Annotated in this window: 21 protein-coding genes; 12 read left to right on the top strand and 9 right to left on the bottom strand. The window is 36.6% G+C overall.

Translation table 11 applies throughout. The features are described 5' to 3' along the window. The first annotated feature begins 124 nt into the window (after nt 1–124). From JNG87_RS18265 to JNG87_RS18235, 7 genes are all read left to right on the top strand, one after another. On the top strand, nt 125–2,344 hold the full coding sequence (locus JNG87_RS18265; RefSeq protein WP_202840181.1) for a zinc-dependent metalloprotease: 2,220 nt from the start codon (nt 125–127) through the stop codon (nt 2,342–2,344). A 456-nt stretch (nt 2,345–2,800) separates the two neighbouring features. Next, nucleotides 2,801–3,514 carry a glycohydrolase toxin TNT-related protein gene (locus tag JNG87_RS18260; protein WP_202840180.1) on the top strand — a complete coding sequence of 238 codons (714 nt, stop codon included), beginning with the start codon at nt 2,801–2,803 and terminating at the stop codon, nt 3,512–3,514. A gap of 10 nt (nt 3,515–3,524) precedes the next feature. Continuing rightward, nucleotides 3,525–3,944 (top strand): hypothetical protein, encoded by a 420-nt coding sequence (locus JNG87_RS18255; protein WP_202840173.1) that lies wholly within the window; start codon nt 3,525–3,527, stop codon nt 3,942–3,944. 229 nt (nt 3,945–4,173) lie between these two features. Beyond that, the gene (locus tag JNG87_RS18250) at nt 4,174–4,641 is read left to right on the top strand and encodes a nucleoside triphosphate pyrophosphohydrolase family protein (protein WP_110008830.1); all 468 of its coding nucleotides are present in this window, start codon (nt 4,174–4,176) and stop codon (nt 4,639–4,641) included. Nucleotides 4,642–4,644: 3 nt separating this feature from the next. Continuing rightward, nucleotides 4,645–5,208, top strand: a complete 564-nt coding sequence (locus tag JNG87_RS18245; RefSeq protein ID WP_202840171.1) for a TlpA family protein disulfide reductase — start codon at nt 4,645–4,647, stop codon at nt 5,206–5,208. A gap of 3 nt (nt 5,209–5,211) precedes the next feature. Continuing rightward, complete coding sequence (locus tag JNG87_RS18240; RefSeq protein ID WP_202840169.1) at nt 5,212–5,817, top strand: DUF4230 domain-containing protein; 606 nt, start codon at nt 5,212–5,214, stop codon at nt 5,815–5,817. A gap of 72 nt (nt 5,818–5,889) precedes the next feature. Then, on the top strand, nt 5,890–6,075 hold the full coding sequence (locus JNG87_RS18235; protein WP_062669731.1) for a hypothetical protein: 186 nt from the start codon (nt 5,890–5,892) through the stop codon (nt 6,073–6,075). A 98-nt stretch (nt 6,076–6,173) separates the two neighbouring features. Here JNG87_RS18235 and leuB read toward each other — a convergent pair whose 3' ends face one another. From leuB to JNG87_RS18215, 4 genes are all read right to left on the bottom strand, one after another. Beyond that, a complete protein-coding gene (gene leuB, locus JNG87_RS18230) occupies nt 6,174–7,298 on the bottom strand; it encodes a 3-isopropylmalate dehydrogenase (RefSeq protein ID WP_110008826.1) in 1,125 nt (374 codons plus the stop codon). Next, nucleotides 7,279–7,887, bottom strand: coding sequence for a 3-isopropylmalate dehydratase small subunit (leuD, locus tag JNG87_RS18225; RefSeq protein ID WP_062669734.1), 609 nt, complete (start codon nt 7,885–7,887; stop codon nt 7,279–7,281). The genes leuB and leuD overlap by 20 nt, the downstream gene beginning before the upstream one ends. A gap of 201 nt (nt 7,888–8,088) precedes the next feature. Then, the gene (gene leuC, locus JNG87_RS18220) at nt 8,089–9,477 is read right to left on the bottom strand and encodes a 3-isopropylmalate dehydratase large subunit (RefSeq protein ID WP_202840167.1); all 1,389 of its coding nucleotides are present in this window, start codon (nt 9,475–9,477) and stop codon (nt 8,089–8,091) included. A gap of 29 nt (nt 9,478–9,506) precedes the next feature. Then, nucleotides 9,507–10,670, bottom strand: a complete 1,164-nt coding sequence (locus JNG87_RS18215; protein ID WP_110008824.1) for a 2-isopropylmalate synthase — start codon at nt 10,668–10,670, stop codon at nt 9,507–9,509. 148 nt (nt 10,671–10,818) lie between these two features. On the opposite strand from JNG87_RS18215, the gene JNG87_RS18210 reads away from it, so the two are divergent. After that, the gene (locus tag JNG87_RS18210) at nt 10,819–12,363 is read left to right on the top strand and encodes a hypothetical protein (RefSeq protein ID WP_202840165.1); all 1,545 of its coding nucleotides are present in this window, start codon (nt 10,819–10,821) and stop codon (nt 12,361–12,363) included. A 169-nt stretch (nt 12,364–12,532) separates the two neighbouring features. Here the strand turns inward: JNG87_RS18210 and JNG87_RS18205 are convergent, their stop codons facing one another. Next, nucleotides 12,533–13,507, bottom strand: a complete 975-nt coding sequence (locus JNG87_RS18205; protein WP_202840163.1) for a dipeptidase — start codon at nt 13,505–13,507, stop codon at nt 12,533–12,535. A gap of 242 nt (nt 13,508–13,749) precedes the next feature. Between JNG87_RS18205 and thrS the strand changes: the two genes are divergently transcribed. Beyond that, nucleotides 13,750–15,669: a threonine--tRNA ligase gene (thrS, locus tag JNG87_RS18200; RefSeq protein ID WP_110008821.1), complete on the top strand. Its 1,920-nt coding sequence runs from the start codon at nt 13,750–13,752 to the stop codon at nt 15,667–15,669. A 164-nt stretch (nt 15,670–15,833) separates the two neighbouring features. After that, nucleotides 15,834–16,334 (top strand): translation initiation factor IF-3, encoded by a 501-nt coding sequence (gene infC, locus JNG87_RS18195; RefSeq protein ID WP_027372223.1) that lies wholly within the window; start codon nt 15,834–15,836, stop codon nt 16,332–16,334. A 97-nt stretch (nt 16,335–16,431) separates the two neighbouring features. Here the strand turns inward: infC and JNG87_RS18190 are convergent, their stop codons facing one another. Then, a complete protein-coding gene (locus tag JNG87_RS18190) occupies nt 16,432–16,995 on the bottom strand; it encodes a hypothetical protein (protein WP_202840161.1) in 564 nt (187 codons plus the stop codon). Between the two features lie 158 nt (nt 16,996–17,153). Between JNG87_RS18190 and JNG87_RS18185 the strand changes: the two genes are divergently transcribed. Then, entirely contained in the window at nt 17,154–18,227 is a 1,074-nt protein-coding gene (locus JNG87_RS18185; protein ID WP_202840159.1) for a resolvase, read from the top strand. A gap of 306 nt (nt 18,228–18,533) precedes the next feature. Then, nucleotides 18,534–19,100: a hypothetical protein gene (locus JNG87_RS18180; RefSeq protein WP_202840157.1), complete on the top strand. Its 567-nt coding sequence runs from the start codon at nt 18,534–18,536 to the stop codon at nt 19,098–19,100. An 81-nt stretch (nt 19,101–19,181) separates the two neighbouring features. Here JNG87_RS18180 and JNG87_RS18175 read toward each other — a convergent pair whose 3' ends face one another. From JNG87_RS18175 to JNG87_RS18165, 3 genes are all read right to left on the bottom strand, one after another. Beyond that, nucleotides 19,182–19,811 (bottom strand): response regulator transcription factor, encoded by a 630-nt coding sequence (locus JNG87_RS18175; protein WP_202840155.1) that lies wholly within the window; start codon nt 19,809–19,811, stop codon nt 19,182–19,184. A 2-nt stretch (nt 19,812–19,813) separates the two neighbouring features. Then, entirely contained in the window at nt 19,814–22,021 is a 2,208-nt protein-coding gene (locus JNG87_RS18170; RefSeq protein ID WP_202840154.1) for a histidine kinase, read from the bottom strand. A gap of 61 nt (nt 22,022–22,082) precedes the next feature. Next, complete coding sequence (locus JNG87_RS18165) at nt 22,083–24,551, bottom strand: tetratricopeptide repeat protein (protein WP_202840152.1); 2,469 nt, start codon at nt 24,549–24,551, stop codon at nt 22,083–22,085. Nucleotides 24,552–24,580 lie beyond the last annotated feature (29 nt).

Below are 24,580 nucleotides of genomic sequence, written 5' to 3'. Positions count from 1 at the left end.
TTTTTAAATTTTATACCATCTCTCACTTTATCACCTTTTCGTATCGGTATATCCGATAAAAAATTCATATAAAGAATACATTTTCAGTAAGTTTTTTTAGTATTTTTGCCGAAAATACATGTAAGTGAAAAAACAATTATTGATGACGGGAATGCTCGCATTGTCGGGTATTTCTTTTGCACAGACCGATCGTTTATGGACTTCAAGCTCCATTAAAATATCCTCTCCCGTTCTTGAAAATATGTCAGTTTTTGAAGATCCGCAGCTTTTTCATCTGAATATAAGCGGATTAAAAAATGTATTAGCAAAGGCTCCAAAAAGATTAGCAGGGCAATCCGAAGTCATTATCTTTTTTCCCAATTCAACAGGGAGAATGGAAAGTTTCAGGGTAACGGAAAATTCTAATTTTGAACCGGAACTCGCTTCTAAATATCCGGATATCAAATCTTATATCGGTGAAGGTGTCGAAGATCCTGCTTCAAAAGTTTATTTCAGCATCTCTCCTTTAGGATTATCTTCTATGGAAATCTACAAAGATCAATCTGCCGTTTTTATTCAGCCTTATACCAAAGACCTTTCCACTTATATTGTTTATAAAAAGTCTGACAGAAAAGACCATTTGAACAAACTCGAATGTACAGTTTCTGATGCTGCTCAAAAAGGTAATTTAAATGTCGTAACCCATAAAAATGCGGATGATGCTACATTAAGAACGTTCAGACTTGCACTTTCCTGCACAGGAGAATATACTTCTTATTTTGGAGGAACAAAAGCTCAGGCTTTAGCAGCCATGAATAATACCATGACCCGCGTGAATGGTATTTTTGAAAATGATTTTGCAGCGAGAATGGTCCTGATTGCCAATAATGATGATCTTATCTATACCGATGCCGCTACAGATCCTTATTCTTCCTCTTCACAAATGAAAAACTGGAATCTGGAGCTGATGAACAATCTGAGCTCTTCCATCGGAAATAATAATTTTGACATAGGACACCTTTTTGGCAGAGACGGTGGTGGCGGCAATGCAGGATGTATCGGATGTATTTGTGACAATGACATGTCTACTTACCAAAGTCAGGGTATAACCTACCCAAGCAGCTATAAGGGAAGCGGATACACTTCTCCGGCCAACGGTAATCCTTCGGGAGACACTTTTGATATCGATTTTGTAGCTCATGAAATGGGACATCAGTTCGGCGGAAATCATACATCTTCTTATCGCGTTGAACCGGATTTAAAATCTGTGGAGCCAGGTTCAGGATCTACCATTATGGGCTATGCGGGTGTCACCAGTTATGATGTTCAGAATAACTCTGATCCGTTTTTTCATGCCATAAGCATTGAACAGATCACCAATAATATCAAAGCAAAAACCTGTTCTGTAAATACCAGTACCGGTAACTCAATTCCTACAGCCAATGCGGGTCCTGATTATATTATTCCTAAAAGTACTCCTTTTATGCTTACCGGATCAGGAACTGATGCTGACGGAGACCAGCTTACCTATATCTGGGAACAGATGGATAAAGGAACTTCTTATGAAACAGGAGCTAATTCTGCAGCACAGGAATCAAAAACTCGGGGGCCAGTATTCAGATCATGGAGACCTTCAGCTTCTCCGGTAAGATATTTTCCGACAATGTCCTCCATTCTGGCAGGTTCTCTCAAAACAGCAGGAACAGAAATAGATGTTGAAGCACTTCCTTCTGTAGCCAGAGCTTTAAATTTCAGACTTACTGTTCGCGATAATAAAGCCGGAGGCGGAGGCAACAATTCTGATGATACAAAACTCACTGTTGATCCGGCAGCCGGACCATTTATGATAACCTCACAAAACACTGCTGTTTCTTATGTAAAAGGAAGCTCACAAACGGTTACATGGGATGTAGCAGGCACTACAGCAAATGGTGTGAATACCGCCAATGTAGATATCCTCTGGTCAACAGATAACGGCAGCACATGGACGACACTTTTGACCGGAACTCCTAATGATGGTTCGGAGAATATTACAATTCCTGATACTTTAACCAACTCCGGAAGAATAATGATCAAAGGAAGCCATCATATTTTCTTTGATATCAATAATGCCAATATTTCTGTAAAAAATTCTAATGAAGATGCTGCTCCATCCTCTACAGAAATCAAACTGTATCCCAATCCTGCAAAAAAAATTCTTACCCTTACCAATACCAGTAATGAAGAATATAAAATCTACGACATGTCCGGCAGGCTTGTAAGTGGAGGAAACCTTGAAAGCGGAACGGTTAATGTCAATAAACTAACCAATGGAACTTACATCATCCAAATCGCAGGATTTACAAAACAATTTATTAAAAAGTAAAAAATAAAGTTCAAACAATAAGCTGCTCATTTGGGCAGCTTTTTTATTTAGTGAAATACAAAATATGATCTTAAATCTATTTATCATTACAATTAATTTCAGAATAATAATTTATTTTAGATAAAACTACCAGCATTTAAGTTTTTTAATTTAAATTTATCGCATAACAATATTTCATTGTACCGTTTACCCAGATTGTATTTAAGGGAGCTCCAGATCGTTTTTGACATCTGATGTTATTGCTTCTTTTGAATTTATTTTGGCATGAATTGGTTATTTACGGTCAAAAATCACATTATTAATCCAGATTCCGGTCCTTAAAATTTCTGCTATAGATTGGAAAACATCAGCAATACTTACGTCAGTATTTACTTAAGATCTTTATCAGGAAAACGATGTTTCAAAAAGGTACCCTTCAAATACCTCTGTAATTTTAAAATATTTAAAATTTTTAATATGAAACATTTATTTAAGTACATTTTTTTTCTAGCCATTACTTCGTTCTCGGTTGCCTGTAGCTCTGACGATGATGAAGTAATAGACGTCAATCCGGATGTGACCACCGTATTCTACAAAAATGCAGATGAACTGGCAGTAACCTATGACTCCAATAATTCGGTAAGCCAAGCCATAAGAAATCAAGCTTATGATTTATACAAAAGAGGAAAATGGAGCGAGCTGGAATCTCTTTTTAAGGCTAATAATTTAAATGGCGGATGGCCGCCTGCCAACGGAGGTTATAATATTGTTGATGATGTTCCTTTACAGGTTGGGCAGAAGTTCGACAGATACAGCGGTGCAGTCGGCAGTTATAACGGAACCGGGGTTCCTACATTAGGAGGAAGCTTTACAAGCCCTATCATCAACGGATATGTTTATACTTTTACACAAAGAGCTCTAAACCAGCCTGAAGACAAATACGATTTTTATTATGAAATTGATGTACTGAACAACTCCATGCAGTTTAAAACCCAGACAGCAGACATTATTCCGTGGTTCAGCCAGGCAGGAAAAGGTAAACAAACGATGTGGAAAATTCCTATCGATATCAATACAGGTTACCAGAAAACATGGAATAAGCTGGCAGAAGAAGGCTATATTAAAATTACCATTAAGAGAAGCCCAAGCGGAAAATATCCTAACTTAGCAGGCACAGTTATTCAGCCATAAATCTGCTCAGATGTATTCATTATCAGAAAAAATAAACATTATTGGAAAAGCTTCTGTTGAAAAAAACGTCTTTATCAATGACGAAGCTCTCCCATCAGCAACAACCACTTTCACCTGCTCTCATTGCGGAAACAAAAATACAATTGCAATAGCACCTTATAAATCAGGGTTTCCTGTTCTGCAGCTGTATCATGAAGATAAAGTGGTATCTAAAAATGAATTGCTAAACCACGGAATGGTCAACGGAACCTCTCAAAGAATGTTTCATTTCGGAGAATTGACAGTCAACGATCTGCCAACTTTATATTTTGGAACCGACTGTTCTTCCTGTCATTCCAGGTTCATCTGTCTATTCAGCTATGGAGAAAAGCAGCCGGGTTTGATGATACTTACCATCTCCGGAGTCTGGAAATATGAAGAATCTAAATAATTGAGTATAATTGAATCACTTCAAAATAAAACCACAATTTTCAAGTTGTGGTTTTTAATTTTTATGGATTAAATTTCCCCATTGATAATACAGATTTTTGCAGTTTTTGGTTTAAAGATAGGATTGTATATTCAAAAACATTTTCCCAGACACTTTATTTTTACATTTCCTGCTGTACATTTCACATTTTGCAAATCCTTTTCTATCTTTGTGGGAAATAAAAAAATTCATGGATAAAATTGATAGTCTGAACCAAGTAGCAGAATTCCATACTACTTTCAAAGCCCCTATTTTAGATACCCCACAAATTCCTTCTCCTGAAAGATGCAACCTGAGAGTAGAACTTTTACAGGAAGAATTAAACGAACTGAAACAAGCTATTGCTGACAATAATATTGTAGAAATTGCAGATGCATTGTGTGATCTTCAGTATGTTTTGAGTGGTGCGGTACTGGAATTCGGACTTGGCAACAAATTTGTAGAGCTATTCAACGAAGTTCAACGCTCCAATATGTCGAAAGCATGTGATAATGAAGAACAGGCAGAGGAAACTGTAGAATTTTACAAAGCGAAGGAAGTAGAATCTTTTTATGAAAAGTCCGGAGAAAAATTTAATGTTTACAGAAAGGCAGATCATAAAGTATTAAAAAACAAATACTACTCTCCTGCTGATTTAAAATCAATTATCGAAAAATAAAATATGAAAAAAATTATTACCAATATTGTTGCCTTTTCAACCTTGTTTTTGGCTTCACAGCAGCTTACTGCACAAAAAGTAGTGGTAAACCGTGAAGTTGAAACCCAGAATGATGGCAAAATGCTTTTGGGAAACCAGTTGAAAGAGCAGTTTTTAAAAGCTCCTTATGCAGATTGGTATGTGAAAGAACATGATGAGTATGTTCTTGATCAAAAGGCAGTCAGTGAATTAAAAAAAGAGAAAATCGGAACCTATGATATTATCGTTTTCATGGGAACCTGGTGTGAAGACAGCCACAGAGATTTTCCAAGACTGATGAAAATATTGGAAGCCGTAAGTTATCCGGAAAGTAAATTGAATATTATTGCTGTTAACCGTAAGAAAGAATCTCCTACCGGGGATGAAAGTCTTTACAATCTTCAGAAAGTTCCTACCATTATCCTGAAAAGATATGGAAAAGAAGTGGGCAGAATTATCGAAATGCCTACGACAGGATATATTGAAAGGGATTTGGTTCAAATTCTGAAAAAGAACGATTCGTCTGTTATCAAAGAAATTTTTAAATAGATTTTGAGAAATTATAGAACAATATTATCTTTTGCTGCAGGTGCCGGCGCAATGGTACTGCTCTTTTTTGGCCTGAAATCCTGCCTGAACCTTGGAAATAAAACTGAAAAGTCAGATTATTATATCCTGACCAATCAGATTTCCAAGATGAATAAGATGGTCGTCATGGAACAGAATACATCCAGCATGCAGAAAACCAAAATGGGTTATGAGGTTTTTGGAAAAGAAGTTTCCAGCAACAGTATTATTACCTACACAAAGACTAATGCACAGGTTTCTTATGATCTCAACAAAATGAAGATTGAAGTAGATTCCATCAACAAAAAGCTGGTGATTACCGAGCTTCCTGATGCTGAAATCAGAATTACACCTAGCGTTGAAATTCAGTCTTTGGATGATTCTTTTTTTAACAGGATCTCGGAGAAGGATATTAAAAATGTTACCGCTAAAGCTAAGGAAACCGCGGAGAAATCAATTGATCAGAATCAGTTGAGAACAGAAGGCCGTAAGCAGCTCATGGAAAACCTGAATAATATTTTTGTATTGGCTAAGGCTTTGAATTATGAAATAGAAGACAAGACCGGAAAAATTGGTATTCTGGGACTTTAGGTTAAAATATTTCTGTTTGGCAAACCCTTTGAATGATACTATCCATATTGTTTACATTTAAAATTCAAACTCATGGATACAAAAGGAAAAACCACCAGGAAAGAATCTGCCAATACCGCAGAAACCCAAAAGCAAAATCAGGACTTCCAGAATATTCCTGCCGCATCAAAAAAGACCAATCCGCCTGATATTGATAAAGAAGATGTTCAGAAGTCTTCCAAAAACAAATCAGGAAAAACGGATAACACAAAAAAATAAAAGAGCTTTTAAGGCTTTATTTAATAATGAAAAACGAAAAGTTCCGTCTCATATGAGGCGGAACTTTTCTTTCTAACTATCTAACTGAACTTTTGTTTCTATACAATGGTCGATTTTCCGATCTTAATATTTTCAAAATTATAATAAGACTTTTCGGAATATCTGATATGATCGGCAATAAAACTTCCCACTTCACTTGTGGAGTAATACTGTTTGCTATTAAGATCAATTGTGACATACTTATTCTCAATAGCATGTTCTACCGACTGTCTTAATTTTTCGGCTGCGGTCTTTAAACCAAGATGATCCAGCATCATCGCCACACTTAAAATAGAAGCAACAGGATTGGCAATTCCTTTTCCTTTCGCCTGTGGATAAGATCCGTGAATAGGCTCAAACAAAGCATTCTTCTCTCCTACTGAAGCAGATGGTAATAATCCGATAGAACCTCCGATCACACTTGCTTCATCGGAAATAATATCACCAAACATATTTTCCGTTACAATGACATCAAAATGCTTAGGATTAAGGATCAGCTGCATGGCTGCGTTATCTACAAACATATAATCAAGCTCCACATCCGGATATTCCGGTGCAATTTCCTGACACGTCTTTCTCCACAATCTTGACGTATCCAAAACATTGGCTTTATCGATAAGCGTAAGCTTTTTCTTTCTTTTCTGCGCTTCCTGAAATGCCATATGCGCAATCGGAATAATATCTTCACGGCTGTATTTGCAGACATCATAAGCGTAAGCACCTTCCGGATCTGTAAATTTTTCACCGAAATAGATTCCGCTTACCAGTTCTCTGAAAATCTGAATATCAGCACCTTCAATAATTTCTCTTTTCAATGGGCTTTTATCAATGAGAGAGGCATAGGTTTTTAAAGGACGGATATTGGCAAACAATCCTAACTCCTTGCGAAGTTTCAATAATCCCTGTTCAGGTCTTACTTTCGCTTCCGGATTATTATCAAAAACCGGATCACCAATAGCTCCGAACAGTACAGCATCAGACTCTTTACAGATTTTCAGCGTTTCTTCGGGCAAAGGATTTCCAGTTTTAAAAATAGCCTCTGCACCGATTAATCCATATTCAAAATGGAATTTACATTGAAAAGCTTCAGCAATAGCATCTAATATTTTAATGCTTTCACCGATGATTTCCGGGCCAATCCCATCTCCGGGAAGAACCGCGATTTTAAAATAATTGTCGCTCATTTGCTTTTTGTGTTTTTAATTCAAATTCTGTGATCGTCTGCTTTCTGCTGATTAAAAAATCAATATCGTCATAGCCGTTCAGCAGGCATATTTTTTTATAAGAATCTAATTCAAAGGTTTCTGTGGTATCTTTAAAGCTGATGGACTGTAGTTCTACATCAATAGCGATTTCATTATCAGGATTTTCATTGATACCCTCTAAAATTTCTTTTAAAAATTCTTCGGAAACTTTTACAGGAAGAAGCCCGTTATTCAAAGCATTTCCTTTAAAGATATCTGCGAAATAACTTGAAACAATGACCTTGAATCCATAATCCGTTAAAGACCAGGCTGCATGCTCACGACTGCTACCACAACCGAAATTATTTCCTGCAACAAGAATCTCACCACCGAATTTGGGATTGTTTAAAACAAAGTCCGGATTAGGTTCCCCAGTATGAATATTGAATCTCCAGTCTCTGAACAGATTCTCTCCGAACCCTTTTCGGTCTATACTTTTCAGGAATCTTGCCGGAATAATCTGGTCTGTATCTATATTTTCTGCCGGCAGTGGAACTGCGCGGGATTTTAAAACAACTAATTTTTGCATTTATTCTATATTGTTTAGACTTGGAACCACAAAAGGCACAAAAGTTTTCTTTTTTACTTTTCAATTTACTTAACTGAAGTTCACATAAGAATGAAAATCAAAGATTATCAAAAAGCTTAAGTGTTCTTTTTCTACAAGCAAATGAAACCTTCTTCTTACTTAAGTGTTATCATCTTTTGTGTCTTTGTGGTTAAATTCTTTTTAGTTTAAACTTTCAAAAGCTGATATTTTACCTTCTATGGCTGCTTTTGCTGCGGTAAGCGGGCTGGCAAGAATTGTCCTTGAACCTTGTCCCTGTCTGCCTTCAAAGTTTCTGTTGGAAGTGGAAACACAATATTCTCCTTCCGGGATTTTATCATCATTCATCGCCAGACATGCCGAACATCCCGGCTGACGAATCTGAAATCCTGCATCACTGAATATTTTATCCAAACCTTCCTCATAAATCTGTTTAACCACCTGCTGAGATCCGGGAACAATCAGTGCTTTTACAGCCTCAGATTTGCTTTTCCCTTTAATATACTGGGCTGCAGAACGGAAATCTTCTATTCTTGCATTGGTACAGCTTCCTATGAACACATAATTAACTTTGATACTGTTAACTGCCTGTCCGGCTTCAAGTCCCATATATTGTAAAGCTTTCTCTTCAGATTCATTTTGCGGTGCCGGAATCACTTCACGGATTGAAATCCCCATTCCCGGATTAGTACCGTAGGTAATCATAGGATAAATATCTGCAGCATCAAAGCTGAGTTCCTGATCAAAAACAGCGCCTTCATCTGTTTTCAAGGTTCTCCAATAGGCTACTTTTTCATTCCAGTCTTCTCCTTCCGGAGCAAATTTTCTTCCATGCACGTATTCAAAAGTGGTTTCATCCGGAGCAATCATTCCGCCTCTCGCACCCATTTCAATACTCATGTTGCAGACCGTCATTCTTCCTTCCATTGACATTTCTTCGAAGACATTACCTGCATATTCGCAGAAATATCCTGTTCCGCCGTCTGTTCCTATTTTTGAAATGATATAAAGAATCACATCTTTAGGCTGAACATTTTCGTTTAATTTGCCATTGACGGTAATTCTCATTGATTTCGGCTTGTTCAGTAATAAACACTGGCTGGCAAATACCTGAGCTACCTGGCTGGTTCCAATCCCAAAGGCAATTGAGCCAAATGCACCATGGGTAGAGGTATGGCTGTCACCACACACAATGCTCATTCCCGGCTGGGTAATCCCTAATTCCGGAGCGATGATATGAACAATTCCCTGATATTGATGTCCCAATCCGAAAAGTTCAATATTATTTTTTTTACAGTTTTCTGTAAGCTGTTCTACCTGATTTCTTGAAAGATCATCTTTAATAGGCTGATCCTGATGCAAGGTAGGTACATTGTGATCCGCGGTAGCTACAATCTGTTCCGGTCTGAAGATTTCCAGATTTCTGGATTCAAGTTCTGCAAAAGCCTGAGGGCTGGTTACCTCATGAATAAGATGTTTGTCGATATAAATGATCTGAGGTCCGTCAGGAATGGTTTCTACCACATGGGCGTCCCATACTTTATCAAAAAGTGTCTTTTTACTGTTGTTCATTGTTTACTTTATCTTGATTTAAATCAAACCTATCCTATTTTTCTGGCGAAAGAATCCATCATAACACTCAGATCATCGTTGTCTATTTCTTTTTTAAGGTCAGCGATTTTCAAAAATTCCTGATACAGATAATCAAGTTCATTTTTGGTAACCTCATAACCGATATGCTTGAAACGGTAAGCCAATGCTGAACGTCCGCTTCTTGCTGTAAGAATGATTGAAGAGGCATTCACACCTACTTCTGCAGGATCTATAATTTCATATGTTTCCCTGTTTTTAATCACCCCATCCTGATGAATTCCTGAGCTGTGAGCAAAGGCATTAGCTCCTACGATGGCTTTGTTTGGTTGTACAGACATTCCCATCAGATCAGAAACCATAGCACTCATTTCATTCAGCATTCTGGAATTCACATCAGTATGCAGATTCAGATTTTTATGCTGTTTTAAAATCATGACGACTTCTTCCAGTGCTGTATTTCCTGCCCTTTCACCCAATCCGTTGATCGTACATTCAATCTGGCGGGCTCCATTAATTGCTCCGGCAATAGAATTGGCAGTAGCCAGCCCCAGATCGTTATGGCAATGACATGAAAGCACTGCTTTTTCAATTCCCTTTACATTTTCTTTCAGATATTTTATTTTCTGACCATACTCTTCCGGCAGGCAATATCCTGTGGTATCAGGAATATTCAGGACAGTTGCTCCTGCTTTGATCACCGCTTCACACACTCTTGCCAGATATTCATTATCCGTTCTTCCTGCATCTTCAGCATAAAATTCAACGTCTTCAACATATGTTTTCGCATATTTTACTGCTTCTGCTGCTCTTTCAATAATATCTTCTCTTGTTGAGTTGAATTTGTATTTAATATGAGAATCCGAAGTTCCGATTCCTGTGTGGATTCTTGGTTTCTTTGCCAACTTCAGCGCTTCTGCTGCTACATCAATATCTTTTTTGTTCGCTCTTGTGAGTCCGCATACCTTTGCATTTTTCACCAGTTTTGAAATTTCTGAAACTGATTCAAAATCTCCCGGGCTGGAAATCGGGAATCCTGCTTCAATGATATCAATTCCTAATTCGTCAAGCCTTTCAGCAATAACCAGTTTTTGTTCCGTATTCAGTTTGCATCCCGGAACCTGCTCCCCATCTCTCAGTGTCGTATCAAAAATTTCGATTTTTTCGGAATTCATAAGTGAAGTTTTTTACTTAATTTTGGATCAAAACTACAGCTTGCGATATTTTTTCATTTTTACTTTTTCTGAAAATTACAATACTCAACAGCTTAGAAAACAATTGTATTTATTTGTTAATCAATAATTTAATTCCCCAAAATTTACAATGGCAGAATTGCAGAAAGATTTTTTGTTTGTATTGGTAAAGTCATTGACGACCTCTGAAAAAAGACAGTTTAAGCTCTACGTAAACCGCCTCGGAATTAACGTAGATGCCAAATTCCTATTGTTATTTTCTGAGATGGATAAGATGAAAGAATATGATGAAAGTATTATTATTGAGAAAAAGATATCTACAAAACAACAGCTTTCTAATCTTAAAGCCCATCTTTATAAACAGATTCTTGTAAGCCTTCGAATGAACCCGAGTCATCAGAACTACAGAATCCAGCTTCGTGAACAGTTGGATTTCGCCAACATTCTGTATCAGAAAGGGCTTTACAAGCAGGCTTTAAAAATATTGGATAAAACCAAACAAACGGCACTGGAACTGGATGAAAAAAGTATCGCTTCGGAGATTATCGACCTTGAAAAAGTAATTGAATCACAATTCATTACACGAAGTATCGAAGGCCGTGCAGAAGAGCTTATCAAACAATCTCAGGAGATCAGTAAACAAAACCGTTATACAACAAAATTATCCAATCTTTCGTTGAAATTATATAGCGAAATGCTGACCCATGGTTATGTAAAAAACGATGCAGACCGGCAGGAAGTCATGGACGTTTTTAACTCCGAGATTAAAAACATTAATCCTGAGAAATTGAATTTCACAGAGAAATTATGGTATTACAAAGCCCATGTCTGGAAAAACCAGCTTTTACAAGACTATAAATATACCTTGAAATATGCTTATCAATGGGTCGATCTTTTTCACAAGAAACCTGAAATGATCTATAGCCATCCTGTCTGGTATATCAAAGGGAATACGTATTTGCTGAAAATTTTGTTTTTATACGGAAATATTGATATTCTGGAGGAACATTTCCATAACTTCAATACAATGGTTCATTCGGAGAATTTTGTTCAGAATGAGAACCTTCAGTCTCTTATTTTTCTTACTCAGTACAATACGCTGATGAATATTCACTTTGTAAAAGGAGAATTCTTCACAGGAACCAAACTTATTCCTGAAGTGGAATTAAAAATGGAAAAGCTCAGAGAGAGGATTGATGAGCACCATTTTATGATTCTTTACCTTAAAATGGCCGCCATGTTCTTCGGAAGTAAAATGTTTGAAAAGTCCATTGAATATTCTATGAGGGTTATAGAATCCAAAGGAAATGTACAGGAAGACCTCTTGTTCCATACAAGAATTCTGATCTTAATGGCAAAATATGAGTCTGGCAATGATGAAGATTATGATGAATTTATTGCTTCTACTTTGAAATTTGCGAAGAAAATGAAAAAGCCGGAAGAATTCCATTTTGAAAGCATTCAGTTTTTTAAGAACCTGAATAATCAAATCCCGGATCAGAGACAAAAAGCTTTTGAAAGCTTTGATAAAAAGCTGGAAGAATATTCCAATAATGAATATTATAGACGTTCGTTATTCTATATTGACATCCACGGATGGATTAAATCTAAAGTTCAGAATGTGGACGTAATTGAGATTATCAAGCAGAAAGTAAAGTATAAAAGAAAGCATTAAATAAGAATATATAAAAATATATTTTTCAATAATTTACAATGTTTTATTTCATGTAAAATAAAACATCAAAAAACATTTTTTAATATAATCTTTTATAGATTTAGGTATTAACAGGTCGCTCCTCCGGAGCGACCTGTTAATTATGCTGTGATGTAATCGGATGATGATTTTATTTATACATCTTCTTTATAAAACTCAATGCATTTTTATGGCTGATTTTTTCCATCAGTTCATGTGAAAAACGCTTCTCAATTTCTTTATTGATAGCATTAAATGCAGATGCATCATCATATCCTTTAAAGAAAAATGGATGACGGGATTTATCAGGATGGTTTTTACAGAAGAAAAAATCGGCACCATACGCAACTGCATCTTCTCCACCCAAATCAAGGCCGTACTGAATATGTTCATATAACATTTCCGGATTTGTATCATCGACACAATTGCGGATAAAATTGAGTCCGATCAGCCCTTTTCTTTTAATCACTTCTTTCGCCAGTTCATCGGGAAGATTTCTCTTTTTATCATGTACCTGTCTGTAGTTGGAATGGCTTGCGATAACAGGAATTTTGTAGTTTCTCTGATCAATATAATTAAGAATTCCATAGGCAAGCTGATCACTGGTGTGGGCAAGATCAATAGCAATGTTTTTTTCTGAGAAATAGTCAAGCAGAACTTTACCGTCATCTTTCAACCCTACATCGGAATTATTTCCTCCTCCAAAGCGGTTTTCAGTATGATGGGTTATTCCAAGGTAAAGAATTCGTTGTGTTTTTTCAATGATCGCTTCCAGATTTTTAAAACCCGTTTCCAAAGTGTCATCTTCGCCACAGAAGCCGGATGCATTTTCAATAGAAGCGATAACTCCTACTTTTCCTATATTTTCAGGATTTTTATAATTGTTACCATCGAATAAGAAAAAACTTTCATTTTGCAGGAGATCTGAAAATATTTCGCTCTGTTTTGCTCCGTAAGCAGTACTATTTTGCCCTGTCGCGGAGTATATAGCCATCACCTGAAGCTTTACATTTCCTTCTTTTAAATAAGGAAGTGAGCATCCAAGTTCTTTGTCGTTAATTAATGAACCCGGCTCCAGCAAATAGCATAATAAATCGCAGTGAAGGTCAACATTTATAGCATTCATATTAATTGTAATTAATTTGTTTTTAAAGACTTACAAATAGACTAAGTATCTTAATATTGGTGTTATCTTGAATAAAAAATCAAAGGTATTTTTCTATGAAAAACGAAATATGGAATTCAGTGAGACTAAAACCATCTGCATCTTTTACATTTTTAATATTAATTCTCATTCTAAATATATGCTAATATAGTATTTTATCTAAAAATTCCGTATTTTTGCCTCTTAAAATTTCTTAGTAAACAATGATAAAAATTACACTTCCAGACAATAGTGTCAAAGAATTCGAGGGAGCAGTGACTCCCCTTGATGTGGCAAAATCTATAAGCGAGGGATTGGCTAGAAACACCATTTCCGCAATTGTTAATGACAAACAAGTAGAAACGACCACACCTATAACCACGGATTCTACGGTACAGCTTTTGACCTGGAATGATGATCTTGGAAAGAAGGCTTTCTGGCACTCTTCTGCTCACCTTTTGGCGCAGGCAATCCTTGAGTTTTATCCTGATGCTAAGTTGACCATCGGTCCTGCTATCGAAAGCGGATTCTACTATGATGTAGATTTCGGGGATGAAAGTCTATCTGAAAAAGATTTTGAGAAGATTGAGAAAAAGATCCTGGAAAATGCGAAGAAAGGCTCAACCTTCTCTTTATATCCGGTTTCAAAAGAAGAAGCTTTGAAGACGTATGCAGATAACCCCTACAAAGTGGAATTGATCTCTAATCTTAATGATGGGGAAATTACTTTTGTAACCCACGATAACTTCACAGATTTATGTCGTGGTGGTCATATCCCGAATACAGGAATCGTAAAAGCGGTTAAAATATTAAATGCAGCAGGAGCTTACTGGAGAGGGAATGAAAAGAACCCACAATTAACAAGAGTATATGGTATTTCTTTCCCGAAGCAGAAAGATCTTACAGAATATCTTGAAAGATTGGAAGAAGCCAAAAGAAGAGACCACAGAAAATTAGGTAAAGAACTTGGAATCTTCGCATTCTCTGAAAAAGTAGGTGCAGGTTTACCACTTTGGCTGCCAAAAGGTACTGCTTTAAGAAGAAAACTGGAGAATTTCCTTTCTGATGCTCAGAAAAAAGGAGGTTATGAATTCGTTATGTCTCCACATATTGGAGCCAAAGAATTGTATGTAACTTCAGGACACTGGGATAAATATGGTGAAGACAGCTTCCAGCCGATTAAAACGCCCAATGAAGGAGAAGAATTTTTGCTGAAGCCGATGAACTGTCCTCACCACTGTGAAATTTACAAAACTTCACAATGGAGCTACAGAGATTTACCAAAAAGATATGCAGAATTCGGTACGGTATACAGATATGAGCAAAGTGGAGAGCTTCACGGTTTAACGAGAGTTCGTGGATTTACTCAGGATGATGCTCACTTATTCTGTACTCCGGATCAGCTTTCTGAAGAGTTTGAAAAAGTAATTGATCTTACGTTGTATGTATTCAAATCTTTAGGGTTTGAAGATTTTGTAACTCAGGTTTCATTAAGAGATCCTGAAAACAAACAAAAATATATCGGTTCTGATGAAAACTGGGAGAAAGCAGAAAGTGCGATCATCAATGCAGCTCAAAAGAAAGGTTTAAAAACAGTAGTAGAATACGGAGAAGCGGCATTCTACGGTCCGAAGCTTGACTTCATGGTGAAGGATGCTTTGGGAAGAAAATGGCAGTTAGGAACAATCCAGGTAGATTATAACTTACCGGAAAGATTTGATCTTCACTATATCGGAAATGATAATGAAAAGCACAGACCGGTGATGATCCACAGAGCACCATTCGGTTCTATGGAGCGTTTTATCGCTATTCTGCTGGAAAACACTGCAGGTGATTTCCCGTTATGGCTAAGCCCGGATCAGTTTATTATTCTACCAATCAGTGAAAAATATGTAGATTATTCAAAAAAAGTTTCACAATTTTTGGAAAATCACGATATTAGCGGTCAGATTGATGAAAGAAATGAGAAGACAGGTAAAAAGATCCGTGATGCTGAATTGAAGAAAATCCCTTTCATGCTTGTTGTAGGAGAAAATGAAGAGAAAGAAGGCACGATTTCTGTAAGAAGACGTGGTGAAGGAGATCTTGGAGCGATGAAGCTGGAGGATTTCGTTGCTTACTTCAAAAAAGAGGCAGCAATCTAAATTTTAAATAAAAAGATTGAAGGATTAAAAAATTAATAAAATCTTTCAATTTTAAATATTTAAATCAATTAAATTAAGTAATTAACCCATAAAATTATAATACAATAGCACAAAGATTTAACAACAGGGGCCCACAGAGACGTCCGGTACAAGAGGACGCTCACTTGATCAACGATAAAATTCGTGTGAGAGAGCTTCGTTTAGTGGGCGATAACGTAGAGCCAGGAATTTATCCAATTGACAAAGCAAGACAAATTGCGGCGGAACAAGAATTGGATTTAGTAGTAATTTCTGACAAGGCAGAACCATTTATTGCAAGAGTATTGGAATACAAGAAATTCTTATACGAGCAAAAGAAAAAACAGAAGGAACTTAAAGCCAAGCAGGTAAAAGTGGTTGTAAAAGAGATCCGTTTCGGACCTCAGACTGATGACCACGATTACGAATTCAAAAAGAAGCATGCTGAAAAATTCCTTGAAGAAGGTTCTAAATTAAAAACCTACGTATTTTTTAAAGGACGTTCGATTATCTTTAAGGACCAAGGAGAAATTTTGCTTTTAAAACTTGCTCAGGAACTTGAGCATGTGGGTAAAGTAGACCAGCTTCCTAAACTTGAAGGAAAAAGGATGATTATGATGATGAGTCCTAAAAAACCAGCAAAATAATTAAGTCATTATTTTATATAAAGAAACCTCAAATTACTTTGAGGTTTTTTTTATGCTAATGTTTTAAAAAAGATTGTGCCGGAGGCTACTCTGCTGTTTATCCTTCAAAATCCCCGCAATCATGCTCTGTGAAAAGGGGCAAAACTTTTTTGGTGGTAAAATATTTCGAAACTCTCTTGTTTTTTAACTCCAGCTTTTTACCTTCTATAACGAGTTCATAGACAGGTGCTTTATCTATTTGAGTTAAAATATAGGTTCTTTCCGGTGTTTTAAAAATCGTTTTGTTTCCTTCAGTAGTGTATGAAAAATCATCAATTTCAAAAGTGTCTTTTTCATCACAGACATTAGCCCATCTGATCTGCTTCTTTGTGATGGACAGGCTGGCCAGATCGCATGAATAACAGTTTCCTGAGAATTCTATCCCATATTTATCATGCACATTAGTGCTTTTACTATTCAATACGTCAATAGGAACCAGGGTTGAAAAATCACCGGGTATTTCTACTATTTCCGGATCATTCTTCACGGGTTCCGGTTGAGATGCTGCCACTTCTATTTGAGTTTCCGGAGAAGTATTTGTTTCTGTTTTTTTGTCTGAAGAAGGTGAACAGGATGCTAATAAAGCAGTCGCCACCGAAAGGCTGATTATTAAGTTTTTCATTCTTATAAAGTAAATTACAATATTGGGGTTATCATTTTGTAAAATTCTCCAAAATCCATCGTTCAAAATATCCCTGTTTTCGGCCATTTATTCCCTATATCAGGAGGTTTTGTTGGCTGCTGGTCTTAATACTGATACATTTGCGCAAAAATATAAAAATGAAAGTCATCAATCAATTCTTTATATCATCCCTGGTAATTCTTGCAGGATGTAACCAGAAGGATAAAACATCAGGGACACATCATGTAAAAACTGAAGTAAAGCAGAAAACGGTAACATTTGCCGATTTCAAAAAAATACAAGGAGTGGACAATGTTCAGGAGGTACCGTTTCAATTATTTACTAAACTGGATTCTGTACAGTTTTTTACCGCTCCGAGTACAGATGCTCCCCATTTGAAACTACCTTACAATAAACTCGATAATTATTATGGATTTGAAGAGTTTGAGGACTTCTATTCTATCCACTACAGCATTAATAATAACATTTCGAACAGTATTGAAGCGTTTGTCCTGAAGTCGGAATTCACACCGGCATACGAACTTACGTTAAAAGGGGTTGACCTTTATGAGATCAGAAGCAGCACCTTTAGAGAATCTAGTGATTCTAAGAATAAATCATTTAAGAAATTCGGAACCATCGTGGAGATTTCAGAACAGGAATTTAAAGCCAGTTCAAAAAAACAAATTGGTGAAAAGCTGGTAAAAAATCCCAATATACAACTGCAGGCAGATAACTGGGTATACAAAGAAAACGGCAGAGAAGACGTAATTACGCAACATGAAAGTGTCTCTACCGAGACCGGACCGCTTGCCAATGAATATGTAGGAAGGTCGCCTTATTTAAACCTGGAAGTATTCAAAGAAAATTCTGATGAAGTTGCAGATTCCTACTATTCTTTTTACAGTTTAAAAAATGCAGTTATGTTTGAACTGAGTACCGAAGGTTATCCGCAAATTCTTCCTTCCAAAGGCTGGGTTACCTTCGTCTCTTCCAATCATGATGTGGGGAGTAATTTTGTTATTTCTAAATACTTTCCTCAAACTAAGAAACAGGACAACCTTTTATATGTGAATTTCACCAACTTTAAAATAGCAGATGATAAAAAGGCTTTCTGGACCGATAATGACACCTTCTTCGCAGAAGTCTACCCTCTTAATTCAGACTCTGGAAATGGTAAAAAACAGAAAACGGCTTATATAAAAGTCCAGTTAAAGGCTGATCTGTTTTAGTAAGAAAACTGAGACAATTAGAATCTTAATGGAAATAGAAGTTATTAAAGGAATATGAACTTGTGTAAACTTTTATATTTTGAAACATTAAGATCATATTAAGATGTTGAGAGTATTAAGGTAAGCTTCGCTTTAAGCTAAAAAATCAGAATGATTCATCTCAACTATACTTTATTTCTCAAATTCTTCTTAATGGTTTTATTTGATGAAAATTTCAACAATTTCAATAATAAAAACCCCTGAAATCAGCGAGTGCACAGGGAAATAAAGTCTAATATCTTTGCCGCAATTATTTAAAGAGATACAATGAAAAAATTAAGTTTGACCCTTCTTTTTTGTTTATTAAGTTTTATGACTTTTGCACAATCTTTAAAAGTCGTTATTAAGCAGGATGGAAAAGTAATTGAACCCGTGAATGATGTTTATGAACTGAAAAAATCTCCTTTTTTATTTGAAATCACGTCTTCCCATCTGGAAGGATTTTTAGTGGGTGCCACAACAAATAAAGACATCTATGCAGGAGCTTTGGGCGTTTTGAATACTGAAGTTCAATGGTTCCAGAATACAGGTATGGCCGAAGAGCTCTATAACAAGGATAAAGAAATGTTTCTGATGGATTCCGCGCCTTCATACTGGTATTATACAGATGCAAAAGATCACAGATTTGATAAAAACCCTAAAGGCAATGCAAAGCAATGGACTGCAACCCGTACGATTACAAGATTTTATGATATCATGGTAGATCAACCCATCAGTTTAAAAGATTTTGACGGCAGCGTTTTCATCCTGATGTATCAGCCGGTTTACAATGACGAATATGATTTAGTAGACAAAAAGAATCTGTTCCAGGCTGCGTTGAAATTTAAAGATTAACTGTACACACCCAAATTATTTGATTATATAAGAAAAAGGCTGCTTACATGATGTGAGCAGCCTTTTTTCGGGATGATTATTTTATTCGATAATCAAGCCGTATTCTATAGCTAATTTTATAGCTGAACTCAGGTTGGAGGTCTGAAATTTTTCGATAAGATTTTTGCGGTGGCTTTCTACCGTGTGCGGACTTATAAAAAGCTTTTCCGCCATTTGATTGGTAGTAAGCCCTTTTGCTGCTTCACCCAGAATTTCTTTTTCTCTTCGTGTCAGTTTCGGAACCTGACTTAATCCGTCTGTTGATTTTTTCTCCAGAACAGCTTTGGTTTGAGAGCATAAAAACCTGTTACCGCTATATACAGCATTAATTCCTTCGATAATTTCGGAAACTGAAGCATTTTTTTGAATATATCCCAAAGCCCCTTCAGCAAGAGTACTGTTGATGACGGGCAGTTCGTTATGAACACTAAGGATAATAATCTGAAGGCTGCTGTACTTTTTCTTTAAAGGTTTGATGAGTTCAATGCTGTTGGTATCTTCCAGATTAATGTCGAGCAGCAGAATGTCAACCGCCTGTTTTGCAAGGCCTGCATTCATTTCGGAGACACTTTTGAAACAATCTACGACATCTATTGTTTCGCTGTTGCCTAAAATATTTTTCAGTCCTTCCAATAGAAGCGGATGATCGTCGGTTATGGCTACTTTTATCATGTTTAATGAATAGGGATTTGAAGTTCTATACTGGTGCCAATATTTAATTCGGAGGTGATATTCATGGTTCCTTTTAAAAACTGGACTCTCAATTCTATATTGTGAAAACCTGCCGTTTTTCTAACGTCTAAATTGGTATGATCGAAACCTTTACCGTTATCTTCTACTGTAAGATTTATTAGGTTTTCTTCTTCGCTTACCTGAATGATAATTTCAGAGGTATCGGCATGTTTTATAGCATTATTGACCAGTTCCTGGATGATTCTGTAAATAACCAGCTGCTTTTCCTTCGATATGGAATTGCTGTAATTGATAAACTCTGTATGGATTTCCAGAGCATGATTGGAAATTCGTGAAGCAAACTCCTGAATAGCCACTTCCAGACCGTATTTTGTTAATAAATCAGGCATTAGATTATGTGCCACCCTTCTCAGTTCTTCTACAGCACCATCGATCTGTTCAATTGATTTTGAAATTCCTTCTTCAATATTTTCGGATTGATGAGGATTTAAATAAGAAAGTTGATGCTTAGTTCCAGACAGCAAACCTCCCAGTCCGTCATGGAGATCACGGGCCAGACGGCCACGCTCCTGCTCCTGCCCTTCAAGCAATGCAGTAAGGGTAGATATTTTCGAGTTTTGTTTTTCCTGTTCCATGGCTAAAGCATGCAGTTCGTCTCTTCGTTTAATAGACCTGGCACGCTGTTTATAGGCATACAGCAACAAGAGGATCAAAATAATGAAAAAGATAATAAAAAAAATGTAGTACGTATTGATCTTTTCCTTGAACGCCAGGAGTTTTTTAAAGGTATTAATATCGTTATTCTTCTGTTGGGTTTCCAGTTTTGCCAAACGAAGCTGCTGTTCTTTTTTCTCGGATTCAAGTTCTGAGAATTTCAGTCTTTCACGCTGGTTTTCTTCCACCAGTTTTAAGTTGTTATAAACCTGTTCACGCTGTGCACGCAAAATATTAATAAGCTTAATTTCCTGAGCTTTCTTGTCGCTTTCGAGCTGTAGCTTGATGTATTTCTGCTCCTGCCGTTCTTTATCAAACTGGGATTCTAATCTTTTGGTGATATCCAGTTTTTCCTGATCGTAAATGCTCTTGTATTGATCAACATAGCTTTTATAATAAGTCAGTGCTTCTTTATAATTGCCCTGCTCTTCACTAATTCTGGATAGAGATTCAAGGATAGACAATTCTATCATATGATTTCTTACCGGGCTTTTCCCAATTTCCATGGAGGCTTTCAGAAAATAAGATTTGGCTAAATCATAATTTTTATCCTGCAATGCCAATTCTGCCAGAATTCCAAAGGAAGAAGCAATGTGAATAGCATCACCAATCTCCAGGCTCACTTTATTGGCTAACTGTGCATATTGCATAGCTTTATCACTGTCAAACCCAGTATATAAATTAGCTAAATTGATGGCGGCATATGAAAGGCTGTTTCTGCTAAGCATCGCATCTTTATTTTTATTAAAAGTAGCAATAGCCTGTAAATAATACTGTTCTGTTTTATCCCGAAACACTGTATTGGATGGATCTTGTGTATATTTTTGTTCATATACGTAGCCCATCCGCATGTAAGCATCAAAGATAAGATTGGGGTCATTTTGCTTGGAAGCTAACAATAGAAATTGTTTGCTGTATTTTTCTTCCAGCTGATATTCATTCAGGTCAGAATAAATGGCAGATAATTCCTTGGCTGCATTACCCAATCTTCCATATAGTGTGGAAGTGGTTGGTGAGTTTTCATAATATTCGATCGCTTTCAGGTAAGCAGCGACAGCATTGGTCGTTTTATTATTGCGTACCAGAATCCAGCCTTTTGCATATTGTACATAACCCTTTGCTTCATTACTATTCGTTTTTAAGCTGTAGGCCTTTGCCATATCGAGGCTTTTTGAAGACTCCGCGGTTTTATTATCCAGCCGGTAATTCATGGCCTGTACCGCATATAAAATTGTGGCATACTTTCCATCCGCCTGTTTTGCAGCAAGGGAAATATTAGTATCTAAAATCTGGTAAGATTTGGGCTTAAGATTATGAAAGAATAATGCTGTAGCGTACCTGGGAGCCAGGTTGAGCTGTTCTGCCGTATTGTTTGAGGCATGGCTGTATTCTCTTTCTAATTTGCTTAAAACATCCTGTGCCTGAGCAAAAAACGGACAAATAAGTAAAGTAAATATAAATAATAACCTGTGCATCAAACCCTTATCTTTATTAAATTGCATTCCATTAAGGAACGTAAATATAGGTAAATCCCTGTTAATCTGTTTCGAAACCATGCTTTTCAGCAAAAGCACTCCACTTCAGGTATTTCTTTTCATTTTTAAAGACTGGATCTTCACCATAATAATACATCAAACGTTGAGTTGCATATTCGTAGGCACTGTAAGTATTGGCCTGTTCATAATACTTAATGGCTTTCTTCAGATCCGTTTTTACTCCCATACCGTGTTCGTAGATAATGCCGTAATAAATCCCGGAATAAGATTGATCATAGTCTTTCTTCAAGTATACCAAGAGGTTTTTATAGTCTCTTAACTGGTAATAGATTTCTGAGATTTTATCGTAATTGTAGGTATATTTTTTCTCAGCTTTCTGATAAAAATCCAAAGCTTTACTGTAATCCTGCTTCACGTGTTGTCCAAAATAATACAGATCACCCAGGTTGACAAGTGCCATTTCGTCACCAAGCTCGGCACTCTTTTCATAGGCCTCAATTGCTTTTTTGATATTAAAAGAATACCCTATTCCGTTGTGGTATAAAGCCCCGATATTATTCCAGGCTATAGGATGGTTTCGTTGTGCTGCTTTTTCGTAATATGTAATGCCTCTTTGCAGATCAAATAATGATTCTATTTCAGGATCCGTAAGCAGTAGCCCTATTTCTACCAAACTATCCATGTCACCCTTTTGAGCAGATAACTCAAAAAGACGAAGTGCTTCGTGGTAATTCTGGTTTTCCTTTTCGTCAAAAGCCATTTTTTTAATCGTTCCAACCTCCATGAATTGTTCGGCGTTCTTACCCGTCTGGCTTTTCCAACGGTTATAAAAGGAAGTAAAGTATTCCAGATCTTTTCCCCGGAATGAATACCGGTCCAGATAAACGGCACCATATTCGGAAGCCTCTACCCGGTGAATGCTTTTGTCTTCATGCATGCTCAACATATTTTCACCCTGATACAGAAACAACAAACCTTCTTCTGTTCTGTAATTCAAAGGATTGGAAATATAATCATACAATTGGGCTGACAGACCATTCTCAAAATCGAACAATTGATACCCTTCATTTTTTTGAACCGATAAAAATCCATTTTCCAGATAGTGAATCTGCTTAATTTCCGGTTGGGGAGTGATTAACCAATTTCCATTACCTGCATCAAAAAGTCCTGATCCTATGTTGGTTTCCAGGATAAAGACATTATTTTTATATCCGGCATTGTACTGTGCTTTTATTTTACTAACAGATTCATTTTCCAGCAGAAACTGGTGTTTTAAAGCATGATAGATCTTCCAGCTTTTGTCTTTACGAACAGCAAGAGTTTCATAATTATCAATTAAGATCATCTGATCTGCTTCGTCTATAATGAGGTGCCCTTTCTCGTCAATCAATCTACCCTTCTTGTCAAATTTGTTCGGTTTGATCCAGAAACAAGTACTTGCTTTTGAGATGCTGCCTTCTAAAAAGTCTCCGAGATAGTTTCCTTCTTTCGTATAATACTTTCGTTGGCCGGTACCTTTTTGTCTGGTGAAAAATAATTCAGGGAAATAATCATATTCATATGGATTTTCGCTTTCAATAGGGATAATCAGTGTGTTTTCATCGTTGTAAACTCCGAATTTTCCATCTTTTTCTACCAAAAAAAATCCATAGGCTGTCCTTTCAATGGCATCGTATTCCGCAGGAATCATCCAGGTGTTTGAATAGATTTTTAAAATCCCTGATTTGCCATTCACTTTTACTTCACCTAAAGGTTCCTGCCCAAAATCGAATACGTCAAAAGCATCTTCATACACCGGAGAAATCCATTCTTTTCCGTCACTTTGCAGGTAACCGAACAAAGCCCCTTTTTGAATTACCGATATATTGTAGTAATCATCTGCTTCAAAAATATCGTCATAAACCGCAGGAGCTAAAACAGCACCTTTTGCATCTTTAAGGCCGAATTTCCCGTTCTCTTCAAATACAGAAGATGCCGCTTTTTTATAGGCAAGCTCTTCAAAATATCCTAATCCGTAATTAATCCAGTCGGTTTGTAAAATTTCAAGAAATGAGGAATATCCTGTCTGTGAGAACAAGGAATCCAGCAGCGAAAGATTGCGGGCTTTAACAGCCTTTTTATACAGCTTGCTTTTCTGCTGAATTTCTACCAGCCATTCCTTTGCCTGTACCGTATGTTCTTCTTCGTTCATATTGAAAACATCTGTTGCATTCAATACAAAAGTGTCATAAGGTAAAGCTTCCAGAAACTCGAACATTTTATTAACGGGTTCATAATAAGCCTTCTTGTAATGCAGCTGATAAGTATCTGCCAGCAGATTGAAAAAGTAACGCAGCTGAACAATTCCCTGGTTTTTATCGGAGAAAAATTCAACACCTTCCACTTTGATATCTTCTGCCAGCAGAGGATACAGCAATAATGGAATTTCATAATTCCACTCGCCCAGATAGGTATCGAATGTCTGATTTGTTTTTTGATCGTAATTGTATAAATAAATCCGGTGTGCCATTCATTCAATTTTAACATATCGGAAAGCAT

Source organism: Chryseobacterium cucumeris, from assembly GCF_016775705.1.
In the GTDB taxonomy this organism is placed as follows: domain Bacteria; phylum Bacteroidota; class Bacteroidia; order Flavobacteriales; family Weeksellaceae; genus Chryseobacterium; species Chryseobacterium cupriresistens.
This window is presented reverse-complemented; position numbering and strand designations above follow the sequence as displayed.